The organism is Stenotrophomonas sp. 99219_Sma (assembly GCF_056480785.1).
Genome location: NZ_CM151117.1, coordinates 1,964,340 through 1,985,696 on the forward strand (window position 1 = coordinate 1,964,340; position 21,357 = coordinate 1,985,696).

22 protein-coding genes are annotated in these 21,357 nt (G+C 67.3%); 16 read left to right on the forward strand and 6 right to left on the reverse strand.

Translation table 11 applies throughout. From position 1 onward, the window contains the following. Window positions 1–9: 9 nt before the first annotated feature. Together ACZK13_RS09075 and ACZK13_RS09080 are read right to left on the reverse strand one after the other, a co-directional pair. Window positions 10–369, reverse strand: coding sequence for a response regulator (locus ACZK13_RS09075; RefSeq protein WP_010482617.1), 360 nt, complete (start codon window positions 367–369; stop codon window positions 10–12). Then, window positions 359–1,522, reverse strand: a complete 1,164-nt coding sequence (locus ACZK13_RS09080; RefSeq protein ID WP_423162771.1) for a two-component system sensor histidine kinase NtrB — start codon at window positions 1,520–1,522, stop codon at window positions 359–361. The genes ACZK13_RS09075 and ACZK13_RS09080 overlap by 11 nt, the downstream gene beginning before the upstream one ends. A gap of 151 nt (window positions 1,523–1,673) precedes the next feature. Here ACZK13_RS09080 and ACZK13_RS09085 point away from each other — a divergent pair, with 151 nt between their 5' ends. From ACZK13_RS09085 to ACZK13_RS09105, 5 genes are all read left to right on the forward strand, one after another. After that, window positions 1,674–4,784, forward strand: a complete 3,111-nt coding sequence (locus ACZK13_RS09085; protein WP_253143641.1) for a response regulator — start codon at window positions 1,674–1,676, stop codon at window positions 4,782–4,784. Beyond that, window positions 4,781–5,605 carry a CheR family methyltransferase gene (locus tag ACZK13_RS09090; protein WP_032127427.1) on the forward strand — a complete coding sequence of 275 codons (825 nt, stop codon included), beginning with the start codon at window positions 4,781–4,783 and terminating at the stop codon, window positions 5,603–5,605. Before ACZK13_RS09085 ends, ACZK13_RS09090 begins: the two co-directional genes overlap by 4 nt. Beyond that, on the forward strand, window positions 5,605–6,180 hold the full coding sequence (locus tag ACZK13_RS09095) for a chemotaxis protein CheB (protein WP_032127501.1): 576 nt from the start codon (window positions 5,605–5,607) through the stop codon (window positions 6,178–6,180). The genes ACZK13_RS09090 and ACZK13_RS09095 overlap by 1 nt, the downstream gene beginning before the upstream one ends. Further along, a complete protein-coding gene (locus ACZK13_RS09100) occupies window positions 6,177–7,310 on the forward strand; it encodes a hybrid sensor histidine kinase/response regulator (protein WP_478482466.1) in 1,134 nt (377 codons plus the stop codon). The genes ACZK13_RS09095 and ACZK13_RS09100 overlap by 4 nt, the downstream gene beginning before the upstream one ends. Window positions 7,311–7,393: 83 nt before the next feature. Then, the gene (locus tag ACZK13_RS09105; RefSeq protein WP_032127425.1) at window positions 7,394–7,822 is read left to right on the forward strand and encodes a BLUF domain-containing protein; all 429 of its coding nucleotides are present in this window, start codon (window positions 7,394–7,396) and stop codon (window positions 7,820–7,822) included. A 3-nt stretch (window positions 7,823–7,825) separates the two neighbouring features. On the opposite strand, the gene ACZK13_RS09110 is transcribed toward ACZK13_RS09105, so the two are convergent. Then, window positions 7,826–8,146, reverse strand: coding sequence for an ArsR/SmtB family transcription factor (locus ACZK13_RS09110; RefSeq protein WP_180844078.1), 321 nt, complete (start codon window positions 8,144–8,146; stop codon window positions 7,826–7,828). A gap of 86 nt (window positions 8,147–8,232) precedes the next feature. On the opposite strand from ACZK13_RS09110, the gene ACZK13_RS09115 reads away from it, so the two are divergent. From ACZK13_RS09115 to ACZK13_RS09125, 3 genes are all read left to right on the forward strand, one after another. Continuing rightward, window positions 8,233–8,670, forward strand: a complete 438-nt coding sequence (locus tag ACZK13_RS09115; protein WP_032127423.1) for a YeeE/YedE family protein — start codon at window positions 8,233–8,235, stop codon at window positions 8,668–8,670. After that, the gene (locus ACZK13_RS09120) at window positions 8,667–9,080 is read left to right on the forward strand and encodes a DUF6691 family protein (RefSeq protein ID WP_478482467.1); all 414 of its coding nucleotides are present in this window, start codon (window positions 8,667–8,669) and stop codon (window positions 9,078–9,080) included. Before ACZK13_RS09115 ends, ACZK13_RS09120 begins: the two co-directional genes overlap by 4 nt. A gap of 67 nt (window positions 9,081–9,147) precedes the next feature. Further along, the gene (locus tag ACZK13_RS09125) at window positions 9,148–10,200 is read left to right on the forward strand and encodes a linear amide C-N hydrolase (RefSeq protein WP_032127421.1); all 1,053 of its coding nucleotides are present in this window, start codon (window positions 9,148–9,150) and stop codon (window positions 10,198–10,200) included. Here ACZK13_RS09125 and ACZK13_RS09130 read toward each other — a convergent pair. Next, complete coding sequence (locus ACZK13_RS09130) at window positions 10,197–10,976, reverse strand: DUF6491 family protein (RefSeq protein WP_253143646.1); 780 nt, start codon at window positions 10,974–10,976, stop codon at window positions 10,197–10,199. The two genes, ACZK13_RS09125 and ACZK13_RS09130, sit on opposite strands and share 4 nt — an antisense overlap. 81 nt (window positions 10,977–11,057) lie before the next feature. On the opposite strand from ACZK13_RS09130, the gene ACZK13_RS09135 reads away from it, so the two are divergent. Beyond that, window positions 11,058–11,756 carry a helix-turn-helix domain-containing protein gene (locus ACZK13_RS09135; protein ID WP_049462025.1) on the forward strand — a complete coding sequence of 233 codons (699 nt, stop codon included), beginning with the start codon at window positions 11,058–11,060 and terminating at the stop codon, window positions 11,754–11,756. Window positions 11,757–11,916: 160 nt separating this feature from the next. Next, window positions 11,917–12,867 (forward strand): DMT family transporter, encoded by a 951-nt coding sequence (locus tag ACZK13_RS09140; protein WP_049462024.1) that lies wholly within the window; start codon window positions 11,917–11,919, stop codon window positions 12,865–12,867. 9 nt (window positions 12,868–12,876) lie between these two features. Here the strand turns inward: ACZK13_RS09140 and ACZK13_RS09145 are convergent, their stop codons facing one another. Beyond that, window positions 12,877–13,197 (reverse strand): hypothetical protein, encoded by a 321-nt coding sequence (locus ACZK13_RS09145; protein ID WP_162292257.1) that lies wholly within the window; start codon window positions 13,195–13,197, stop codon window positions 12,877–12,879. A gap of 27 nt (window positions 13,198–13,224) precedes the next feature. On the opposite strand from ACZK13_RS09145, the gene thrA reads away from it, so the two are divergent. Genes thrA through thrC form a run of 3 tightly spaced genes read left to right on the forward strand, consistent with a single transcriptional unit; the run spans window position 13,225 to window position 17,956 of the window. After that, window positions 13,225–15,729 (forward strand): bifunctional aspartate kinase/homoserine dehydrogenase I, encoded by a 2,505-nt coding sequence (thrA, locus tag ACZK13_RS09150; protein WP_478482468.1) that lies wholly within the window; start codon window positions 13,225–13,227, stop codon window positions 15,727–15,729. Next, complete coding sequence (locus tag ACZK13_RS09155; RefSeq protein WP_201118982.1) at window positions 15,726–16,640, forward strand: homoserine kinase; 915 nt, start codon at window positions 15,726–15,728, stop codon at window positions 16,638–16,640. Before thrA ends, ACZK13_RS09155 begins: the two co-directional genes overlap by 4 nt. Window positions 16,641–16,669: 29 nt before the next feature. Then, complete coding sequence (gene thrC / locus ACZK13_RS09160; RefSeq protein ID WP_253143648.1) at window positions 16,670–17,956, forward strand: threonine synthase; 1,287 nt, start codon at window positions 16,670–16,672, stop codon at window positions 17,954–17,956. A gap of 101 nt (window positions 17,957–18,057) precedes the next feature. Here thrC and ACZK13_RS09165 read toward each other — a convergent pair whose 3' ends face one another. Then, window positions 18,058–18,810 carry a Crp/Fnr family transcriptional regulator gene (locus ACZK13_RS09165; protein ID WP_032127414.1) on the reverse strand — a complete coding sequence of 251 codons (753 nt, stop codon included), beginning with the start codon at window positions 18,808–18,810 and terminating at the stop codon, window positions 18,058–18,060. 127 nt (window positions 18,811–18,937) lie between these two features. On the opposite strand from ACZK13_RS09165, the gene hisS reads away from it, so the two are divergent. The 3 genes from hisS to ACZK13_RS09180 all read left to right on the forward strand — a co-directional run bounded on the left by hisS (window position 18,938) and on the right by ACZK13_RS09180 (window position 21,350). Beyond that, window positions 18,938–20,335: a histidine--tRNA ligase gene (gene hisS / locus ACZK13_RS09170; protein ID WP_253146080.1), complete on the forward strand. Its 1,398-nt coding sequence runs from the start codon at window positions 18,938–18,940 to the stop codon at window positions 20,333–20,335. Window positions 20,336–20,361: 26 nt separating this feature from the next. Beyond that, window positions 20,362–20,628, forward strand: coding sequence for a hypothetical protein (locus ACZK13_RS09175; protein WP_253146079.1), 267 nt, complete (start codon window positions 20,362–20,364; stop codon window positions 20,626–20,628). Window positions 20,629–21,041: 413 nt separating this feature from the next. Further along, window positions 21,042–21,350: a YerC/YecD family TrpR-related protein gene (locus tag ACZK13_RS09180; RefSeq protein WP_088025802.1), complete on the forward strand. Its 309-nt coding sequence runs from the start codon at window positions 21,042–21,044 to the stop codon at window positions 21,348–21,350. Window positions 21,351–21,357 lie beyond the last annotated feature (7 nt).

Consider the following 21,357-nt stretch of genomic DNA (forward strand, 5'->3'; position numbering starts at 1 on the left):
CACCGTGCCTTACGCCTGCTTCAACAACTGCACCAACTGGCGCAGCCGATACGGCTTGGGCAGGAATTCCACCTGTTCCGGCAGGGGCGGCAGTTGCGAGCGCGCATAACCGGACGACAGGATCATCCGCGCCTGCGGCTGTTCGCGCGCCACGTGCTCGCTCAGTTCGATGCCAGACATGCCGTTGGGCATGCTGACGTCACTGAACACCACGTCGAAACGCGCTTCGCCCTTCAGCAGGGCGGCGGCCTCATGCGCATCGGCGGTCGTGGCCACGTCGATGCCGAGGTCGCGCAGGGCCAGGCCGATCATTTCACGCAGATCGGTCTGGTCTTCCACCATCAATACGCGGATCGGGTCATCGGTCATCGGCAGGGTCCTCCATTGCGGGGAGCAGCAGGCTGACCGTGGTGCCGACACCGGGCGTGGTGGACACGTCGACGAAGCCGCCGCTCTGGGTAGTAAATCCGAACACCTGGCTCAGGCCCAGGCCGCTGCCTTTGCCGATGTCCTTGGTGGTGAAGAACGGCTCGGTCGCCCGTTCGGCGATGTCGGCCGCCATCCCGTGGCCCTCATCGCAGACGCTGAGGGTGACATAGCCACGTTGCAGCGTGGAGTCCGCATCCGGGTCGAGGCGATGCTCCAGCGCGGTGCCGATCAGGATGCGGCCGCCTTCAAGGGTAGCATCCGCGGCATTGGCGACCAGATTGGCCAGCGCCGTCTGCAGCTGCAGCGCATCGGTGTTGATCGCAGGCAGGCCGGGCGCCAGCTGGGCATCCAGCACCACCGTGGGCGGGCAGGCGCGTTGCAGGTCCGGCAGCCACTGCCGTATCAGCGCATTGATATCCAGTGGTTCGCGGATCAGGGTCTGGCCGGTGCTGAAGGCCAGCAGCTGGCGGGTCAGCAGCGCACCACGATCGGTCGCGGTCTGCGCCGCATCAAGCAGCTCGGCGGCGCGTGCATCGTCACCGTTCACGCGCAGGGACAGCAGGTCCAGGGCGTTGCCGATGGTGGTCAACAGATTGTTGAACTCGTGCGACAGCCCGCGGCTGAGGCGGCCGACGGTCTCGAACTGTTGGGTATTGCGCAGCGCACGCTGGGCATCACGCAGCAGCCGCTGTGCCTGCCACTGCTCGGTGATGTCGCGGGTGATCTTGACGAAGCCGAGCAGCTCGCCTGCTTCGACGACCGGCTCGATGACCACGCTGGCACGGAAAGACGAGCCATCGCGGCGCACCCGCCAGCCTTCACTGGCGACGTGACCGTGCTGCGCTGCGAGGCGGAGCAGGCGCTGCGGTTCCCCGGCTTCGCGATCGGCAGCCAGATAGAAACGGCCAAAGTGCGTGCCGACCACTTCACCGGCTGAATAGCCCTTGATGCGCTCCGCGCCCGGGTTCCAGCTGCAGACGATGCCATCAGGATCAAGCAGGTACAGCGCATGGTCGCGCACGCTGTCGATCAGCAGTCGCAGTTGGCGGGAAGGGTCCGTCAGCACGGACGTCGTAGAAGCAGCTGCGTCCACGTGGAAATGAGCATTACCCCTGGAAGGGACGTGAAGCTAGGCAGTGCAGTGTGAAGAGTGCGTGCAGGCGCGGCACGTGCCAATGGTCCTGTGCGGCTGAATACGACACGGAGTACCATCACCCACCCTTTGTGCTCTGGAACCGACCTGCATGCGTCCTGGTGCGACTACGCGTGACCGCTGGATCTGGATGACCTCCGCCGTACTGCTGGCAGCGACCATTGCGTTGGAACTGGTGGTTCCGCTGGGCTACGCCGTCTGGCTGGCGTACTTCCTCGCTGTTGGCGTCACGCTGTTCCAGCGCAGTGCACGCGCGCCGTTCATCGTGGCCGTCGTCGCCTGCATCCTGTTGATCATCGGCTACAACGTTGCCCCGGCCAGCTCCAACTCGGCGTTCTCGTTCGTCAACCGCAGCATTGGCGGGTGTGCGTTCCTGATGATCGCGCTGATCGTCTCCCGCGCCATCCAGGCGCGACGCGACGCGATGCGGGCGCTGTGGCTGCAGGAGGCCGAGAACGCGGTGGCGATGAGCCTGCGCGGTGACCTGGGTCCGGAGCAGATCGCCGAGGCGGCGGCAACCAGCCTGGGGGCCCAGCTGCAGGCCGACGTCGCCGCCGTCTACCGTCTGGAAGGGGGAAGACTGCAGCTGACCGGCGGTCTGGCATTGCCGTCCGGCATGCCGGCGTCGCTGGCATTGCAGGAAGGCGTGGCCGGGCAGGTGGCACGGGACGAGCGCATCCGCCACCTGCATGGGGGTGATGATGCGGTGCTTGAGCTGCAGACCAGCCTGGGGCGGTTGCCGGTGCGCGAGCGCATCCTGGCGCCGATCAGCAGCGATGGCGCGGTGGTGGGCATCATTGAACTGGGACGCACCCGCGCCGGCGAACAGGATCGACTCGATGTCGAGCTGCTGGAGCGCTGTGGGGAGACCATCGGCATGGCGCTGCGTGCATCGCTGCTGCGCGCACAGTTGGTGGTGCTGCTGGAGGAATCGCAGCGTCAGGGCGAGGAACTGCAGGCCCAGCAGGAAGAGCTGCGCGTGGCCAATGAGGAGCTGGAAGAGCAGAGCCGCAGCCTGCAGCACTCGCAGACCCATCTGGAAGAACAGCAGGCCGAGCTGGAACAGAGCAACGTCCAGCTGGAGGAGCGCACCCATGAGCTGGAAGCGCAGAAGCAGGCGCTGCTGGTCGCGCAGAGCCAGCTGGTGCGCAACAGCAACGAACTGGCCGCCACTTCGCGCTACAAGTCCGAGTTCCTGGCCAACATGTCGCATGAACTGCGCACGCCGCTGAACAGCTCGCTGATCCTGGCCAAGCTGCTGGCCGACAACAAGGACGGCACGCTCACCGAAGAACAGGTGAAGTATGCGCGCGCGATCCTGTCGTCCAACAACGATCTGCTGGCGCTGATCAATGACATCCTGGACCTGTCGCGTATCGAGGCCGGCCACGTCGAGCTGGCCGATGAAGTGGTGGTGACGGGCAGCGTACTGCAGCGCCTGCGTGAGACCTTCGAGCCGATGGCGCGGCAGAAGGGCCTGGCCCTGCAGATCGAGGCCGATGCGCTGGCCCCCAGCCAGCTGGTGGTCGACAGCCAGCGCCTGCAGCAGATCCTGAAGAACCTGCTGGCCAATGCGGTGAAGTTCACCGAGCATGGAAAGGTCAGCCTGCACGTGCGTGCCGGTGGCCAGGGGCGTGTTCGGTTCGAGGTCTGCGACAGCGGCATCGGCATTGCCCGCGAGCAGCTGCAGGTCATCTTCGAAGCCTTCCGCCAGGCCGATGGCAGCACCCGCCGCCGTTACGGTGGCACCGGCCTGGGCCTGTCGATCTCGCGCGATCTGGCCGAGCGCATGGGTGGCAGCATCCAGGTCGACAGTGAACCGGGTCGCGGCAGCTGCTTCATCCTGGAACTGCCGTTGCAGGGCGCGCCGGTTTCGGAACCGGGCGAAGTGCCTGCCGCCGCCTCAATAGCGCCTGCGCCGCAGCCTGCGCCGCCGATCGCTGCGCGTACCCCTGTCGCACCGACCGTTGCATCCGTGGCGCCCGTCACCGCCAGCGTGGCCGATGACCGCGGCCGTCGCCAACGCGCCGGCCGCTTGATCCTGGCCGTCGAGGACGACGCCACCTTCGCCGAAGCGCTGGTGGCCCTGGCCCATGAACTGGACTTCGACTGTGTGGTGGCCGGGACCGCCGAAGAGGCGCTGACCCTCGCCAGCGAACTGCGCCCCAACGGCATCCTGCTCGATATCGGCCTGCCGGACGTGTCCGGCCTGAGCGTGCTGGAGCGCCTGAAGCGCAACCCCGATACCCGGCATATCCCGGTGCACGTGGTTTCGGCGATGGACCGCAGCCAGGTGGCGCGCGAGCTGGGTGCGATTGGTTTCGCGATCAAGCCGACCACGCGCGAGCGGCTGGTGACGGCCATCGAACAGCTGGAACAGACCAGCCAGCGCGACGTGCGGCGCCTGCTGATCGTCGAGGACGACAGCGAGCTGCGCCACAACCTGGAACTGCTGCTGGGCCGTGATCAGCTGCAGATCGTTGCAGTGGGAACGCTGGCGGGGGCGCTGGAGCAGCTCAGCACGGTTACCTTCGACTGCATGGTGATGGACCTGTCGCTGCCCGACGGCAGCGGCTACGACCTGCTCGAGCACATGGCCGGCAATGATGATGTCGGCTTCCCGCCGGTGATCGTCTATACCGGTCGCGCGCTCGGCCGCGAGGAAGAGCAGCGCCTGCGCCGCTATTCGAAGAGCATCATCATCAAGGGCGCGCGTTCGCCCGAACGCCTGCTGGATGAAGTCACCCTGTTCCTGCACAGCGTGGAAGCCAGCCTGCCCACCGACCAGCAGCGCCTGCTGCGCGAGGCCCGCCGTCGCGACACCGTGCTCGATGGCCGTACTGTTTTGCTGGCCGAGGATGACGTACGCAACATCTTCGCGCTGTCCAGCGTGCTTGAGCCGCTGGGCGTGACGCTGGAGATCGCGCGCAACGGCCAGGAAGCGGTGGATCGCCTGGCTGAGCGCGAGGTCGACCTGGTGCTGATGGACATCATGATGCCGGAGAAGGACGGCCTGGCAGCGATGCGCGAGATCCGCGCGCAGCGTCACCTGCAGGACCTGCCGATCATCGCGCTGACTGCCAAGGCCATGCCGGATGACCGCGAGCGGTGCCTGCAGGCCGGTGCCAACGACTACATCGCCAAACCCATCGACGTCGACAAGCTGGTGTCGCTGTGCCGGGTCTGGTGCTCGCGGCAATGAACGAACAGGCGTTGTTCGACCTGGAACTGAAGGTCCTGCTGGAGGCGCTGTACCAGCGCTACCACTACGATTTCCGCAGCTACGCGGTGTCGTCGCTGCGCCGGCGCATGCGCCAGGCGATGCAGCGCTATGAGTGCGAACGGCTGGTTGACCTGCAGTACCGGCTGCTGCACGAGCCGGAGCTGTTCGCCCAGGCCATGCAGTTCTTCACCGTGCAGGTCTCGGAGATGTTCCGTGATCCCGCGTACTTCCGTGAACTGCGCGAGCAGGTGGTGCCGGTACTGCGCACCTATCCCTCGGTGAAGCTGTGGGTGGCCGGTTGCAGCACCGGTGAGGAAGTGTGGTCGCTGGCGATCCTGCTGCATGAGGAAGGTTTGCTTGACCGCAGCATCGTCTATGCCACTGACATCAATCCGGCCGCGTTGGCCACCGCCGAGGCGGGCGCCTATGGCATCGACCGGATGGCCCAGTTCAGCCGCAACTATCTGGCGGCCGGTGGCACGGCGTCGCTGTCCGACTACTACGCCACGGCCTACGATGGCGCGGTGTTCGACCGCCAGCTGCGTCGCAACGTGGTCTTCGCCGACCACAGCCTGGCCACCGATACCGTGTTCTCCGAAGTGCACCTGGTGTCGTGCCGCAACGTGCTGATCTATTTCAACCGCGACCTGCAGGACCGCGCGGTCGGCCTGTTCCGTGAGGCGCTGGTGCATCGAGGCTTCCTCGGTCTTGGCAGCAAGGAATCGCTGCAGTTCGGATGCCACCATGACGCCTTCGAGGTCTGTTCGCGCGAGCACCGCCTGTACCGGAAGGTGGCCTGATGGCGCTGCCGGCGCGTCCTGCCGTGCTGGTGATCGGCGCGTCTGCCGGTGGCGTGGCGGCCCTGCAGGCGGTACTCGGTGCGCTCCCGGCGACGCTGCAGGTGCCGGTACTGGCCGTGCTGCACCTGCCGCGTGACCGCACCAGCCGCATCGCCGAGGTGCTGGCGCCGTACTGCGCGCTGCCGGTGCGCGAAGCCGAAGACAAGCAGCCGTTGCAGCTGGGCACGGTGACGTTCGCGCCGCCGGATTACCACCTGCTGGTGGAGGACGAGGGGGCGGTGGCGTTGTCGGTGGATGCGCCGGTGCTGTTCTCCCGTCCGGCCATCGATCCGCTGTTCGACTCCGCTGCTGCGGTGTTCGGCAGGCGGGTATTGGCCCTGCTGCTGACCGGTGCCAGCAGTGATGGAAGCGAGGGCGTTGCCGCCGTGCGCCGTGCCGGTGGCCGTGCCTGGCTGCAATGTCCCGAGGAAGCCGAAGCGTCGATGATGCCGGCCTCCGCCCTGCAGTACGCCGGCGCCGATGCCGTGCTGCCCCTTGAACTGATGTGTCGTCGCCTGAAGGAGTTGTTTGCATGAACCTGCTGCCACCGGACCCTGCGCAGTCGCAGTCCCCGGTCAACCTGCTGATCGTCGATGACGTGCCGCAGAACCTGGTGGCCATGCAGGCGCTGCTGCAGCGCGAGGGCGTGAATCTGCTGCTGGCCGGTTCCGGCGCGCAGGCGCTGGAGCTGCTGCTCGAGCACGAGGTGGCACTGGCCCTGCTGGACGTGCACATGCCGGAGATCGATGGCTTCACCCTGGCCGAACTGATGCGCGGTTCGCATCGCAGCCGCGACGTGCCGATCATCTTCCTGACCGCCTCCCCGGATGATCCCCTGCGCGTGTTCAAGGGCTACGAGAGCGGTGCGGTCGATTTCCTGCACAAGCCGGTGGCGCCGCAGGTGATCCTGAGCAAGGTCAACGTCTTCATCGAGCTGTACCAGCAGCGGCAGCTGCTGAAGGCGCGCAACGAGGCGCTGGAACGCGCGCTCAAGCTCAACGAAACAATGGCGGCGGTGCTGACCCACGACCTGCGCACGCCGCTGTCGGCGATCCTGCTGTGCAGTGACAAGCTGGCGATGGAGATCCCGCAGGACAATGCGGGTGCGCAGCAGACCCTGCAGTACCTGGAGGCCAGCACCCTGCGCATGGCACGCATGGTCGAACAGCTGCTGGACTTCTCGCGGATCCGCAGCGGTGGCCTGCGGCTGCAGGCCAGTGCCTGCGATCTGGCCGACGTGACCCGCGCGGTGGTGGCCGAAGCGGGCAGCGCGCATGGCGCGGACCGGATCCATCTGGACATGCACGGCGATACGCGGCTGCAGGGCGATCTGGACCGTCTCGGCCAGGTTGCCGCCAATCTGGTCGGCAACGCGCTCACCCATGGCAGCGAGGCGAGGGTGGAGGTGGACGGTCGCGATCCGCGCAGCGTGCTGCTGCGGGTCAGCAATGCCGGCCGGATCGACGACGCGCTGCTGCCGCGGCTGTTCGAACCGTTCAAGGCCAGCTTCCACCAGAGCAAGGGCCTGGGGCTGGGCCTGTACATCGTCGATCAGTTCGTGCGTGCGCACGGGGGGCGCATCGCAGCGCGCAACGAGGCCGGGCAGGTGGTGTTCGAAGCCCTGCTGCCGAGACGCGCAGAAGGGCTGCCTGCAGCGGCATACTGAATTCTTCAGGAAACATCCACGGGCACTGAGACGGACTCGTCCGCAACTGCTACCGTGGGTGTACATCTTGTCAAGGAAGCACCATGCCACTGCGTGCCATCGCCTACGTCAGCCAGGCGTTGCCGGATCTTTCCGCTGAACGGTTGCAGGCGCTGGTCGACGATGCCGCCCGCTTCAACAAGATGGCGGGCGTGACCGGTGTGCTGCTGCATGACGGCGGGCGATTCCTGCAGTACATCGAGGGGCCGCCGGACGGTATCGATTCGGTGTACGAGCGCATCCTGCAGGCCGGCAGCCATGTCGACATCATCGAGCTGGCGCGCGGCCGCCTGGGCCAGCGTCAGTTTCCGTACTGGTCGATGCGCGCGTTGCCGGTGGATGCAGCGCTGCTGCGCCAGCTGTCGGCCAGCGACTGGTCGGGTTTCAGCCGGGCGCTGGAAGGTGATCGTTCGGCGCCGACCCCGGTGGATCTGCTCGACAACGTCGTGCAGCCCGCCCTGCACGCCGGCTGAGCGTCAACGCGAAGTGCCACCGCAGTAGGCGGCATGCAGCGCCTGCAGCACGCCCAGTGCGGGCCCTTCAATCACGCGGTAGTGGATGGCCTGTGCTTCGCGACGCGTCGCGACGATATCCAGTCCGCGCAGCACCGCCAGATGCTGTGACAGCGCTGATGCGCTGAGTCCGGTCAGTGCCTGCAGTTCCGGCACTGGTGCCTCACCTTCGACCAGGCGGCACAGCACGCGCAGCCGCGCAGGATGGGCCAGGCTTTTGAGCAGGGCTGCAGCCTCGGCGGTGTGTTCGGCCATGGCGGCGCTGTCGAGCGGGGTGCGGGCCATGGTTGACCTTTTTGTTTAGAAGTGTCTAATTTAGATAAATCTAAATCAAGGGGCAATCCCATGAGCGGCGTGAAAGAGGGCAGGGCATGAACCTGCCATGGACTGCGGTGGCTGGCGGAGCGCTGATCGGCGCCGCCGCGGTGTTGCTGCTCGCCACTGTCGGGCGCGTGGCGGGTATCAGTGGGATCGCTGCGGGCAGCCTGCGCGCAGCGGAAGGCGAGCGTGGCTGGCGCTGGGCATTCCTGCTGGGGCTGCTCGCAGCAGCGGGGCTGGTGCTGTGGTGGCAGTCGCTGCCCGAGGCCTCGCCACGTGTGCTGCTGCGCGATGCCTTGCCTGCCTGGCAGTTGATCGGCGCTGGCCTGCTGGTGGGCTTCGGCACGCGCCTGGGGAGTGGTTGTACCAGTGGTCATGGCGTCTGTGGCATGGCCCGCGGCTCGAAGCGCTCGCTGCTGGCAGTGCTGGTGTTCATGGCCTGCGCGATGCTGACCACGTTCCTGGTCCGTCACGGCGGAGGCCTGGCATGAGCCGCGCGGTCGTGGCCGCCGCGGTGGCAGGTGCGCTGTTTGGCGCGGGGCTTGCGCTCTCGGGCATGACCGACGCGCGTCGCGTACTCGGCTTCCTGGATGTGGCCGGTGATTTTGATCCGACGTTGATGTGGGTGCTGGGCTCGGCACTGCTGGTCAGTGCCGTCGGGCAGCGCTGGGTACTGCGACGCGCGCAGCCGTGGTTCGCGCTGCGCTTCCAGCTACCCAATGCACGTGATGTCGATGCTCGCCTGCTGCTGGGCGCTGCACTGTTCGGTATCGGCTGGGGATGGGCTGGTTACTGCCCCGGACCGGCCATCGCCGGGCTGGCTGTCGCATCGCGTGAAGCGCTGTGGTTCGTGCCTGCCATGGTGGTGGGCTTCTGGCTGCACGATCGCTTCGTGCGCTGAGGCTTCACCCCTGTGTCACCATGGATCGGGTCAGATCGACGGACCACGGGGAAAGGAGCGTAACGACATGGCACGGATGAAGTGGAAGGGAAAGGCAATGCTGGCCATGGCGCTGGCATCTGCGATCACGCCGGCACTGGCCTGCACGCGTGCGGTGTATCGGGGCGACAACGGCGATGTGATCACTGCGCGCTCGATGGACTGGAAGGTCGATGTAGCGACCAACCTCTACGTGTTGCCGCGTGGCATCGCACGCACCGGCCTGGCCGGTCCGAAATCGCTGGCCTGGACTGCGCGCTACGGCAGCGTGGTGGCCACCGGCTACGACGTGTCGACCACCGATGGCATGAACGAGAAGGGGCTGGTGGCCAACCTGCTGTGGCTGGTGGAATCGGAGTATCCGCAGCAGCGTGGCAACAAGCCGGGACTGGCGATCTCGCTGTGGGCGCAGTATGTGCTGGACAATTTCGCCACCGTGGACGAGGCGGTCGCGGCGCTCAAGCGTGAGCCGTACTCGATCGTCACCGACAAGGTGCCGGGCGAAGACCGCCAGGCGACGCTGCACCTGTCGCTGTCCGATGCCACCGGCGACAGCGCCATCGTCGAGTACATCGGCGGTCGCCAGGTGATTCACCATGACCGCCGCTATCAGGTGATGACCAACTCGCCGATCTTCGAGCAGCAGCTGGCCCTCAACAGTTACTGGCAGCAGATCGGCGGCACGGTGATGCTGCCGGGCACCAACCGCTCCGCCGATCGTTTCGCGCGCGCCTCGTTCTACATCAACGCCATTCCCAAGGCCGAAGATCCGGTGGAGGCGCTGGCCAGTGTGTTCAGCGTGATCCGCAATGCGTCGGTGCCGTATGGCATCACCACGCCGGGTGAGCCGAACATCTCATCCACGCGCTGGCGCACGGTGGCCGATCACAAGCGGCGGCTGTACTTCTTCGAGTCGGCGTTGACCCCGAACACCTTCTGGGTCGATCTGAACAAGGTCGATTTCGGCGGCCAGGTGCTCAAGCTCGATCTTGGCAAGGACCAGCGCAACACCTTTGCCGGCGATGCACTGGGCCAGTTCGTGCCCAGCGCACCGTTCACCTTCCTTGGCGTCGACGGTTAGTTCGACGCCTGGCTGGAGGCCGGGTAGACCGCCTGGATCGTGCAGCTGCCGCGGGTGTACTGCGGCAGTGGGGCGATGCTTTCACCGCGCAGATCGTCTGTCTCGAACTCGGCAGTCATGATCCGATCGCCGGGATTGCCACAGATCAGGCCGTTCTGCAGGCCCGAGTGGAAGCTCAGCTGCGGCGCACGGTCGAGCTGGCGGCAGTGGCTGCCGAGTTCGACCCGGTAGTAGCGGTGGCCGCCATTGCGGCGCGGATTGGTCTCCACCAGCATGCCCTGCGGGTCGGATGACCAGGCACGCACGTTGCGGGTGGCAAAGCAGTACGACGGTGAGCCGCCGAAGCTGCGGCGGATTTCCCTGCGCTCGCGGATGGTCACGGCGGGCAGGGTAGCCGTGCGCAGGCGGTCGCTGTCGCGGGCGACGCTGGCGTAATCGCGATCCTGCAGCGGGGTGACCGCGGTGATGCCGCAGTGGCGGCCGTCGACCACGACGCGTTCGCTGGGACGACCACAGGCCCAGCCGGCAGGTACTTCCAGCTTAAGCGAGGTGGCACCGCGGACGCCGGGGCAATCCTCGCTGAAGTCGATGCGATAGGCTTGTCCGGAGGCGGCGCGCAGTGCGATCGAGCGCGGTGATGCCTGCTCCACTTCCTGCACGCCGACCGCGTCCATGCAGTGCGGGGCCGGGGGCGTACGCTCCTGTGCGGAGACCGAAGCTGCGAGCGCCAAGCCGAGGCTGGTGGCGAGCATCAGTGACACCTGCCGATGGGTCATGTCCTGCACTCCCTGCGTTGGATGACGGCTCGACTATAGCAGCGGTTTGCACGGCCGTTGCTACACGCGCACACTGCGCGGATGGGCGCCATCTTCCATCTGCGGCACTACGGCCAGGCCACCGGCCTGGACCGCCATGACTACGCGCAATGGGTGCTGCCGCTGCAGGGCGAACTGCACTTCGAGATGGAAGGCCGCGGTGGCCGCCTGGACCTGCTGCAGGGGGTTTTCGTTGCGGCCGGCGAAGCGCATGACCAGATGGCCGATGGCCCGAACGGTTTCGTGATCGTCGATTGTCCTCCCGGCGTGCTTGATGACGGCACGCAGGAGCATCTGTGCCGGCAGCGCTGGCTGCACCTGCCGCATGCGCTGCGACAACGCCTGGCGGGCGTGCAGGACGGGCAGCCGATGCCGGCCCTGCTGCCGCAGCTGCTGCAGGTATTTGCACCGGCCGGCAGTGGCGCGCGCATGCAGGGACTGTGTGCGGCAGTGCAGGCCGATCCGGGCCAGGCGTGGCCGGTGGCGCGCATGGCCGCGTCTGTCGGGGTCAGCGAGAGCCGGTTGCACGCGCTGTTCCAGCGTGAGTTCGGGCTCAGCCCGCAGGCCTGGCTCAGTGCAAGCCGGTTGCGCTGGGCCAAGCACCAGCTGCGCACCAGCACGGCGCCGATCAGTGATATCGCGCTGGCCGCAGGCTATTCCGAGCAGAGCGCACTGACCCGCGCGCTGCGCCGTGAGTGTGGGCAGACCCCCGCCGCGTGGCGCAGGAACGCCGGACTGTAGCGTCGAGCCATGCTCGACTGCTTCTGCACCGACCACCTCGCGAACGGCAGTCGAGCATGGCTCGACGCTACAAAGGCGGGAGGGCAGTAGCCTCGGTCAAGAGCGCCCAGCGGCCAGCGCTTACACTGCGCGGCCTGTTCTCTCCCCCCGAAGAACCCGAATGCGCAACAACCCGATGGCCCTGGGCATCGCCAATGGCGTTGCCGCTGGCGCGCTGTGGGGCGTGGTCTTCCTCGCGCCCGCCGTGCTGCAGTCGTTCAATGCCCTGCAACTGTCGGCCGGCCGCTATCTGGTCTACGGTCTGATCGCTGTAGCCCTGCTGCTGCCGCGCTGGAAGCGGCTGGCACCACGGCTGGGCCGCGCCGAGTGGATCGGCCTGTTGTGGCTGAGCCTGGCCGGGAACCTGGTGTACTTCCTGCTGCTGGCGACGGCGGTGCAGTGGGCCGGCGGTGCGGCGGCGTCCTTGATTGTCGGCCTGATTCCGGTGGTGGTGACCCTGGTCGGTGTGCGCGAGCAGGGCGCGGTGCCGCTCAAGCAGCTGCTGCCGGCACTGGGCCTGTGCGTGCTGGGCGTGGCACTGGTTGGCTGGGAAGCACTGATGTCTGAGCACCTCGCGACACCGTGGCGGCAGCGCCTGATCGGCCTGCTGTGCGCGTTCGGCGCGCTGTTCTCGTGGGCGTTGTACTCGATCGGCAACAGCCGCTGGCTGGCGCGCCGACCGGATCTGTCCAGCCACGACTGGTCGCTGCTGACCGGTGTCACCACCGGCGGCCTGGCTCTACTGCTGGTGCCGATGGCCTTCATCGGCCACACCGGCGGGCACACGGCGGCGCAGTGGAGTGGTTTCTGGGCGATCAGCGCGGGTGTGGCGGTGGTCGCCTCGATCCTTGGCAATGCGTTCTGGAACCGTGCCAGCCGCCTGCTGCCGCTGACCCTGACCGGCCAGATGATCGTGTTCGAGACCCTGTTCGCGTTGCTCTACGCATTCGCCTGGCAGCAGCGCTGGCCCTCGCTGCTCGAAGCGCTGGCGATCGTGTTCCTGGTGGCCGGCGTGATGCTGTGCGCGCATGCGCATCGCACGCCCCGCGCGATCGCCGAACATGCCGGCTGAATGCGGCCGTCAAGCATACTGATGGCCGCTTTGTCTCAGATGCAACCAAATGTCGGCACGTTGGCCGATGATCGCGGCAACGACTTTTTGCACCGCAGCACTTGACAGCGGCCCGGCGCACGGTGTTTTCTGTGCGTCATGGTTCTTGATGCCGCCCACGCCAGCCTGATCGCCCCCGCTACTGCGGGCCGTTCGACTGCGCCGGTCGCCACCACCACCATTACCACCACCACCGTCACCACTGCCCTGGTGCGGCCCGTCGTCTTCGTGTAACTCCCGAAAACCACGGCCCCGCACCATACAGGTGGCGGGGAAACTCGACACCTGCATGCGACGGGGCCTCCTACCGAGGTCTGCATGTCTTCCCACGCCCCCGCTCATCCCGTTGCCCCGGCCGATCTGGCTGCACCGTCCATCGTCGTGCACAAGTTCGGCGGCACCTCGGTGGCCGATGCCGAACGCTACCGCCATGTTGCCGGCCTGCTGCTGGCCCGCCCCGAATCGCTGCAGGTCACTGTCGTCTCGGCGATGAAGGGCGTCACCGACGCACTGATCGATCTGGCCCAGCTGGCAGCCAAGAGGGACGAAGGCTGGCGCGAGGCCTGGCATGCGCTGCGCGCGCGCCATCGTGGCGCCGCTGTGGCGCTGCTGGGCGAGCAGGTGGGCGAGACCGTCGAATGGATCGACGCCCGCTTCGATCAACTGGCCGACGTGCTGGCAGCGTTGGCGGTGATCGGCGAGCTGCCACGCGAAGTACTCGACCGCGTGCAGGGCCTGGGCGAAGTGTTTTCCGCGCAGCTGCTCGGCACGCACCTGCAGGCGCTGGGCGCAGACTGTGCAGTGCTGGATGCGCGCGACGTACTGGTGGTGGGGCATGGCGAACTGGGCGTGGATGTCGACTGGGAAGCCAGCGCCGACCGCCTGGCCAAGTGGCGCCTGCAGCATCCGCAGCCACGCCTGGTCGCTACCGGCTTCGTCGCCCGTGACCGTCATGACCGCATCACCACGCTCGGCCGCAACGGCAGCGATTACTCCGGCGCGATCTTCGCCGCGCTGTTCAACGCCGATGAACTGCACATCTGGACCGATGTCGACGGCGTGCTGTCGGCCGACCCGCGGCTGGTGCCCGAGGCGGTGCAGCTGGAGTCGCTGAGCTACGACGAGGCCTGCGAGCTGGCTTATTTCGGCGCCAAGGTGGTGCACCCGCAGACGATGTCGCCGGCGATCCGCCTTGGCCTGCCGATCTTCATCCGCAATACGTTCCAGCCGGCGCATCCGGGGACGCGCATCAGTGCCGAGCGCTCGCCGCGTGGGCCGGTGAAGGGCCTGACCCTGAGCCCCGGCTTGGCCCTGCTGAACCTGGAAGGCACCGGGCTGATCGGTGTGCCCGGTACCGCCGAGCGTGTGTTTGCCGCCCTGCGTCAGGCGCAGGTGTCGGTGGTGATGATCTCGCAGGGTTCGTCGGAACATTCGATCTGCTGCGTGGTGCGTGCTGCTGAAGCCGGCCGTGGCCGCGAGGCACTGCTGCACGCGTTCGCGCATGAGCTGTCGGTGGGCCAGGTGCAGCGCGTGCAGGTCAGCGAAGGCGTCAGCGTGCTGGCCGCGGTCGGTGACGGCATGGCCGGCCAGCCCGGTGTGGCCGCACGTCTGTTCGAGGCGCTGGGCCGTGCGCAGGTGAACATCCTGGCGATCGCGCAGGGCTCGTCCGAACGCAACATTTCGGTGGCGGTGGACAGTGCCGATGCCACCCGCGCCTTGCGCGCTGCACATGCCGGCTTCTGGCTGTCGCCGCAGACCTTTGCGGTCGGTGTGATCGGGCCGGGCAACGTCGGTGCCGCACTGCTGGACCAGCTGCTGGCCGCACGCCCGCAGCTGCTGGCCAAGGCCAATGTGGATCTGCGCCTTCGCGCGCTGGCTTCGCGTTCGCGCATGCGCCTGGAAGTGGATGGCCTGCACGCCGACTGGCGGGAGGCCTTGCGCGAAGCGGGCGAGTCCAGCGATCTGGATCGTTTCACCGAACACCTGCTGGCCGCCCACCTGCCGCATGCGGTGGTGATCGACTGCAGTGGCAGTGCCGAGGTGGCCGAGCGCTATGAGGGCTGGCTGGCCGCCGGCATCCACGTGGTCACCCCGAACAAACAGGCCGGTGCCGGTCCGCTGGCGCGCTATCAGCGCATCCGCGCTGCCGCCGCTGCCAGCGGTGCGCGTTTCCGCTACGAGGCCACGGTCGGCGCCGGGCTGCCGGTGATCACCACGCTGCGCGATCTGGTCGATACCGGTGACGAGGTGCTGGCGATTGAAGGCATCTTCTCCGGCACGCTGGCCTGGCTGTTCAACCGCTTCGATGGCAGCCAGCCGTTCTCGCAGCTGGTCGCGCAGGCGCGGTCGATGGGCTACACCGAGCCGGACCCGCGCGATGATCTTTCGGGCGTGGATGTGGCGCGCAAGCTGGTGATCCTGGCCCGCGAAGCCGGCCACGCGCTCAGCCTGGAACAGGTACAGGTGGAAAGCCTGGTGCCGGCGCTGCTGCGCGATGGCAGCGTGGATGAGTTCATGGCGCGGCTGGGTGAGTCTGATGCCAGCCTGCTGCAGCGCCTGCAGGACGCGCGGGCGCGGGGGGCGGTGCTGCGCTATGTGGCACGGCTGGGTGCCGACGGCGCCTCGGTCGGCCTGCAGGAACTGCCGGCCGATCATGCCTTCGCCAACCTGCGGCTGACCGACAACGTGGTCCAGTTCCGCACCCGCCGTTACTGCGACAATCCGCTGGTGGTGCAGGGTCCGGGCGCCGGCCCGGAAGTCACCGCGGCGGGTGTGTTTGCCGACCTGCTGCGGGTCGCGGCCGGTGAAGGAGCGCGCCTGTGATCGCACGTGCGTTCGCGCCTGCCTCGGTGGCCAACGTGGCGGTGGGCTTCGATATTCTCGGCCATGCCATTGCCGGCATTGGCGATACCGTGAGCGTGCGCCGCATCGATGAGCCGCTGGTGCGCATCGAGGCGATCCGCGGCAGTGCCATTGAGTTGCCGCTGGATGCGGCTGGAAACACTGCGGGTGCGGCGTTGATGTCGCTGCGCGCAGGGCTGGGCCTGGACTTCGGTTTCGCGGTGGAGATCGACAAGGGCATTCCGTTCGGTTCCGGCATGGGCGGTTCGGCAGCGTCGAGTGTTGCGGCGCTGGTCGCCGCCAACGCGCTGCTGGATGTGCCGCTGTCGCGCGAGGCGTTGTATCCGTTTGCGCTGGATGGCGAGGCGGTGGCCAGTGGTGGCCGCCACGGTGACAACGTGGGGCCGCTGCTGCTGGGTGGTCTTGCGCTGTGCACGGCCGACCGGCTGCTGCCGATTCCGGTGCCGGCTACCTGGCACAGCCTGCTGGTGCATCCGCATGCGGTGCTGGAAACACGCCGCGCACGCCAGGCCCTGCAGGGCAGCTATGCGCTGGGCGAGTTTGTGGCGCAGAGCGCGAACCTCGCACTGGTGCTCAGTGGTTGCCATCGCAGCGATGCCGCACTGGTGCGCGCGGGACTGCGCGACGTGCTGGTGGAGCCGCGCCGGGCCGGATTGATTGCCGGCTTCGAAGCCGCACGTGATGCGGCGCTGTCGGCCAATGCAATGGGCGCGGGCATTTCCGGTGCCGGTCCCAGCGTGTTCGCCTGGTTCGAGGATGCCGACCAGGCGCGTACCGCCGCCACACCGGTGCAGGCCGCATTTGCAGCCGCAGGTTTCGACAGTGACGCCTGGGTGTCGCCGCTGGATGCACCGGGAGCTCGCTTGTGCTGAATCCTTCCCTTTTACTGGATACCGAACCCATGCAATTTGTTTCGACCCGCGGCCAGTCTCCGGCCGTTGGCCTCAGCGCGGCGATCGCCGCCGGATTGGCGCCCGATGGCGGGCTGTATGTTCCGCAGATGCTGCCGGCGCCACGCGAGCTGCAGGCCGGGGCGACCCTGGCCGATACCGCCGCCGATCTGCTGATGCCGTTCTTTGCTGGCGATGCACTCGAGACTGCGCTTCCGGCGATCTGTCGTGAGGCGTTCGACTTTCCGGTGCCGCTGCGTGCGCTCGGTGACGGCGACCACGTGCTGGAGCTGTTCCACGGGCCAACGGCGGCGTTCAAGGATATCGGCGCGCGCTTCCTGGCCGGTACGCTGTCGCGGCTGCAGGCCGGCAAGGACCGTGACCTGACCATTGTCGTGGCCACGTCCGGCGATACCGGTGCCGCCGTTGCGGCGGCGTTCCATCGCCAGCCCGGCGTGCGCGTGGTGGTGCTGTATCCGGATGGCCGCGTATCTCCGCGCCAGGCGCATCAGCTCGGTTGTTTCGGCGACAACATCCAGGCCCTGCGTGTGGCGGGTGCGTTCGACGATTGCCAGGCGATGGTCAAGCAGGCACTGGCTGACCGCGAACTGCAGGCGCAGGTGCCGTTGAGCTCGGCCAACAGCATCAGCCTGGGCCGACTGCTACCGCAGATAAGCTATTACGCGCATGCGGCGTTGAGCCACTACGCGGCGCATCGTCGCCGGCTCAATCTGGTGGTGCCGACCGGCAACCTGGGCAATGCGATGGCGGCCGTGCTGGCGCGCGCGCTGGGTGTGCCGATCGGCCAGATCGTGCTGGCCACCAATGCCAATGCCGTGCTGCCGGTGTACTTCAATGGCGGCGACTACCAGCCGCAGGCCAGTGTGGCGACGGTGGCCAATGCAATGGATGTGGGGGCGCCGAGCAACTTCGAGCGAATGCGCTGGCTCTACCACGGCGACGACGCGGAACTGCGTGCTGCGTTCCGTGCGTTCGCGGTGGATGACGTGACCATCCGCGCGACGATTGCGGCGGCGCATGCCAGCAATGGCGAGCTGTTCTGTCCGCACACGGCGACGGCGGTGAAGGTGCTGCAGGACCTGCGTGCACGCGGTGCCAAGGGCGACTGGGCGGTGGTGGCCACGGCGCATCCGGCCAAGTTCGAGGCCGTGGTCGAGCCGCTGATCGGCGAAGGGGTGGCGGTGCCGCCTGCGCTGGATGCGTTGCTGCAGCGGCCGGCGCACGCCGAGCCATTGGCGGCCGATTACGCGGCGTTGCGTGAGGTACTGCTGCGCTGATCGGAGAGGGACGCGGTTGCCGGCCAGCGGCCGGCACTACCAGGGAAATGCATTCGGGTAGTGCCGGCCGCTGGCCGGCAACCCCACGGACCGCGATACGGTCAGATCAACCCTTCACCGGCCAGCGTGCGCAGCCCATCCTCGTCGAGGATCTCCACCACGTTCAGGTGGGGCAGGGCGATCAACCCCTGCTGGCGCAGCTTGGTGAAGGTGCGGCTGACCGTTTCCATGGTCAGGCCCAGATGGTCGGCAATATCGCCGCGGCCCATCGGCAGCGATACGCGCAGGCCGTCGCCGCCCAGCTTGGCCTCGCGCGCGGCCAGGCGCAGCAGGAAATCAGCCAGCTTCTCGGCCGGCTGCAGGCGCGCCAGTGCCAGCGCGGCGTCCTGCGCGGCATCCAGTTCCTGGCAGGCACGCTGCAGCAGCTTGCGCTCCAGGTGCGGGAAACGGCTGCGCAGTGCCTTCATCTGTGGCAGCGCGACGCGGCATACGCGGCTGTCGGCGATAGCCTCGATGTCGTAGCGATGGTGGTCGCTGCCGCTCAGGCCCAGATAGTCGCCGGGCAGCACGAAGCCGTTGATCTGACGGCGGCCGTCGGCCAGGGTGCGCACCAGGCGAAGTGCGCCGCCGGTCAATGTATAGACATGGTCGCGCTCTTCGCCGGTGCGGGCCAGCGTGCTGCCCATGCTGACCTGCTGCGAGACGGTGACCTGCTCCAGCGCCTGCACTTCATCGGGCGACAGCGCCGAGCACACCGCAAGGTGGCGAACCGAGCAGTGCAGGCAGTCCAGCGTGGTGCAGGACGGCGAGGCGGGATCGTTGGTGGCGGGCGGAGCGCCGGAAGGCCGTGACATGTTGCGGGGGGCGTATCGCGGGCGGGGAGGGCCTTATGATACTTCAAGCGGCCGTTCGACCCTGCCCGTGGCGGGGGCGCTAGAATGTCGCCCCCTCCCACGTCCCGTTCCAGCAGGAGTTCCGCCCGTGATCAAGCCCCGTACCCCGCCCGGCACCCTTGAACTGCTGCCGCGCGAGCAGATTGCGTTCCAGCGCATGCTGGACGTCATCCGCCGCAACTACGAGCGCTTCGGGTTCCTGCCGGTGGAGACGCCGGTGTTCGAGCTGTCCGACGTGCTGCTGACCAAGTCCGGTGGCGAGACCGAGCGCCAGGTGTACTTCGTGCAGTCCACCGGGGCGCTGGCGAACGCGGCCGAGTCAGGCGATCGCTCGCTGCCGGAAATGGCGCTGCGCTTCGACCTGACCGTGCCGCTGGCGCGCTACGTGGCCGAGCACGAACACGAACTGACCTTCCCGTTCCGCCGTTACCAGATGCAGCGCGTCTACCGCGGCGAGCGCGCCCAGCGCGGCCGTTTCCGCGAGTTCTACCAGTGCGACATCGACGTGATCGGCAAGGACAGCCTGAGCGTGCGGTACGACGCCGAAGTGCTGGCGGTCATCCATGCGGTGTTCTCTGAACTGCGCATCGGTGATTTCAGTATCCAGTTGAACAACCGCAAGCTGATGCGCGGCTTCTTCGAGAGCCTGGGCGTGGCCGAAGGCGAGCGCCAGCTGGCGGTGCTGCGCGAAGTGGACAAGCTGGACAAGCGCGGCGCCGATTATGTGCGCGAGACGCTGGTGGGCGAGGGCTTCAACATCCCGGCAGAACAGGTCGAGAAGATTCTGGCGTTCGTCGCCGTGCGTTCGCAGGGCCATGCCGATGCGCTGGCGCAGCTGGCGACGCTGGAAGCCGACGCCGGTTCTTCGGAGATCCTGCGCACCGGCGTCGCCGAACTGCGCGAAGTGCTGCAGCTGGTGCAGGCGCTGGGCGTGTCGGAAACCGCGTACTGCCTGAACTTCTCCATCGCGCGCGGTCTGGATTACTACACCGGCACCGTCTACGAGACCACGCTGACCGACCACCCGCAGATCGGCTCGATCTGCTCGGGCGGCCGCTACGAAGACCTGGCCAGCCACTACAGCAAGTCGAAGCTGCCGGGCGTCGGTATCTCCATCGGCCTGTCGCGCCTGTTCTGGCAGCTGCGTGAGGCCGGCCTGATCGACGGCATCGAAGCCAGCAGCGTACAGGCGCTGGTTGCACTGATGGACGAGCAGGGCATACCGCAGTCGCTGGACATTGCCCGCCGCCTGCGTGCCGGTGGTATCAACACCGAAGTGCAGATGGAGCCGAAGAAGATCGGCAAGCAGTTCCAGTACGCGGCCAAGGCAGGCATCCGCTTCGTGGTGCTGGCGGGTGAGGATGAACTGGCGCGCGGTGTGGTTGCGGTGAAGGACCTGCTGCGCGAGCAGCAGTTCGAAGTGTCGCGCGACGAACTGGCCAGCACCCTTCTGGTGGAGCTGGAGCAGTCCAAGGCGATGGTGTGAAGCCTGCCGCCGCAGGAGTGCTGAGCGTGCTTCTGCTGGCGGGCTGCCAGAGTGATCCGGTGCTGCGCAGTGCGCGGATCGGGCCAGGGCAGTATCGGCTGGTGGTTGATCGCTGCCATGCGATCGATCGCGCGCAGCTGGAGGACGATCTGCAGGCCCTGGCCTCGCGGACGTGCCGGGCGGGAGCGGGGGCGTTGGAGAACATCCAGTCCCTGCCGAGCCGGCAGGGCAGCCTGTTCGGCGAATGCCTGCGGCGCGGAGCGCTGCAGGCCGAGGTGCGCTGCCTGCCCTGAGTCGGGCCAGGTTGTTGATTTGAAAGCAGAACGCCCGCCTTTTGGTGGGCGTTCTGCGTTTTAGGGCGAACAGCAGTCGAGCATGGCTCGACTCTACAAAAGCCGGTTTCGATCCGACCCACGCCGTTCTGAAAGATCACGGGAAACTGTCGAAGGCGGGGTGGGGCCGGTGGCAGGGGTGTGAGCGGCATGGATGCCGCGACCAAGCCCCCATGGACGGGTTTACGGCGTCCCCTGCCACCGGACCCTGCCCGCCAACGCTCAGGAAACCGGCTTTTGCTGTTGCTCTGGCTCTTGCCTCTGCGGGTGCAGGGCAGCAGCCCTGCCGCCCCCTCAACCCTCGATTTGACGCACTGCGCAAGAATGCGTTAATGTACTAACGCGCTATTACATTGATGCATGGAAACAACCCCGTGAAAGCCCGCCCCGAGATTGCCGCCAAAGACCCGAAGGCCGACCTGGAAGCCCTGGCCCAAGCCTTTGCCGCCCTGCGCGAGCCGGAACAGGTCGAAGCCTTCCTGCGTGACCTGTGCACCCCGGCCGAGCTGGAAGCCATGGCCGACCGCTGGAAGGTGGTGCCGCTGCTGCAGCAGGGCGTGCCGTACCGCGAGATTCACGAGCGCACCGGCGTCAGCGTGACCACCACCGGACGGGTGGCACGCACGCTTGAGCATGGCCATCGAGGCTATGCCGCCGCCATCGACCGCCTTGCTTCGCGCTGATCCGCGC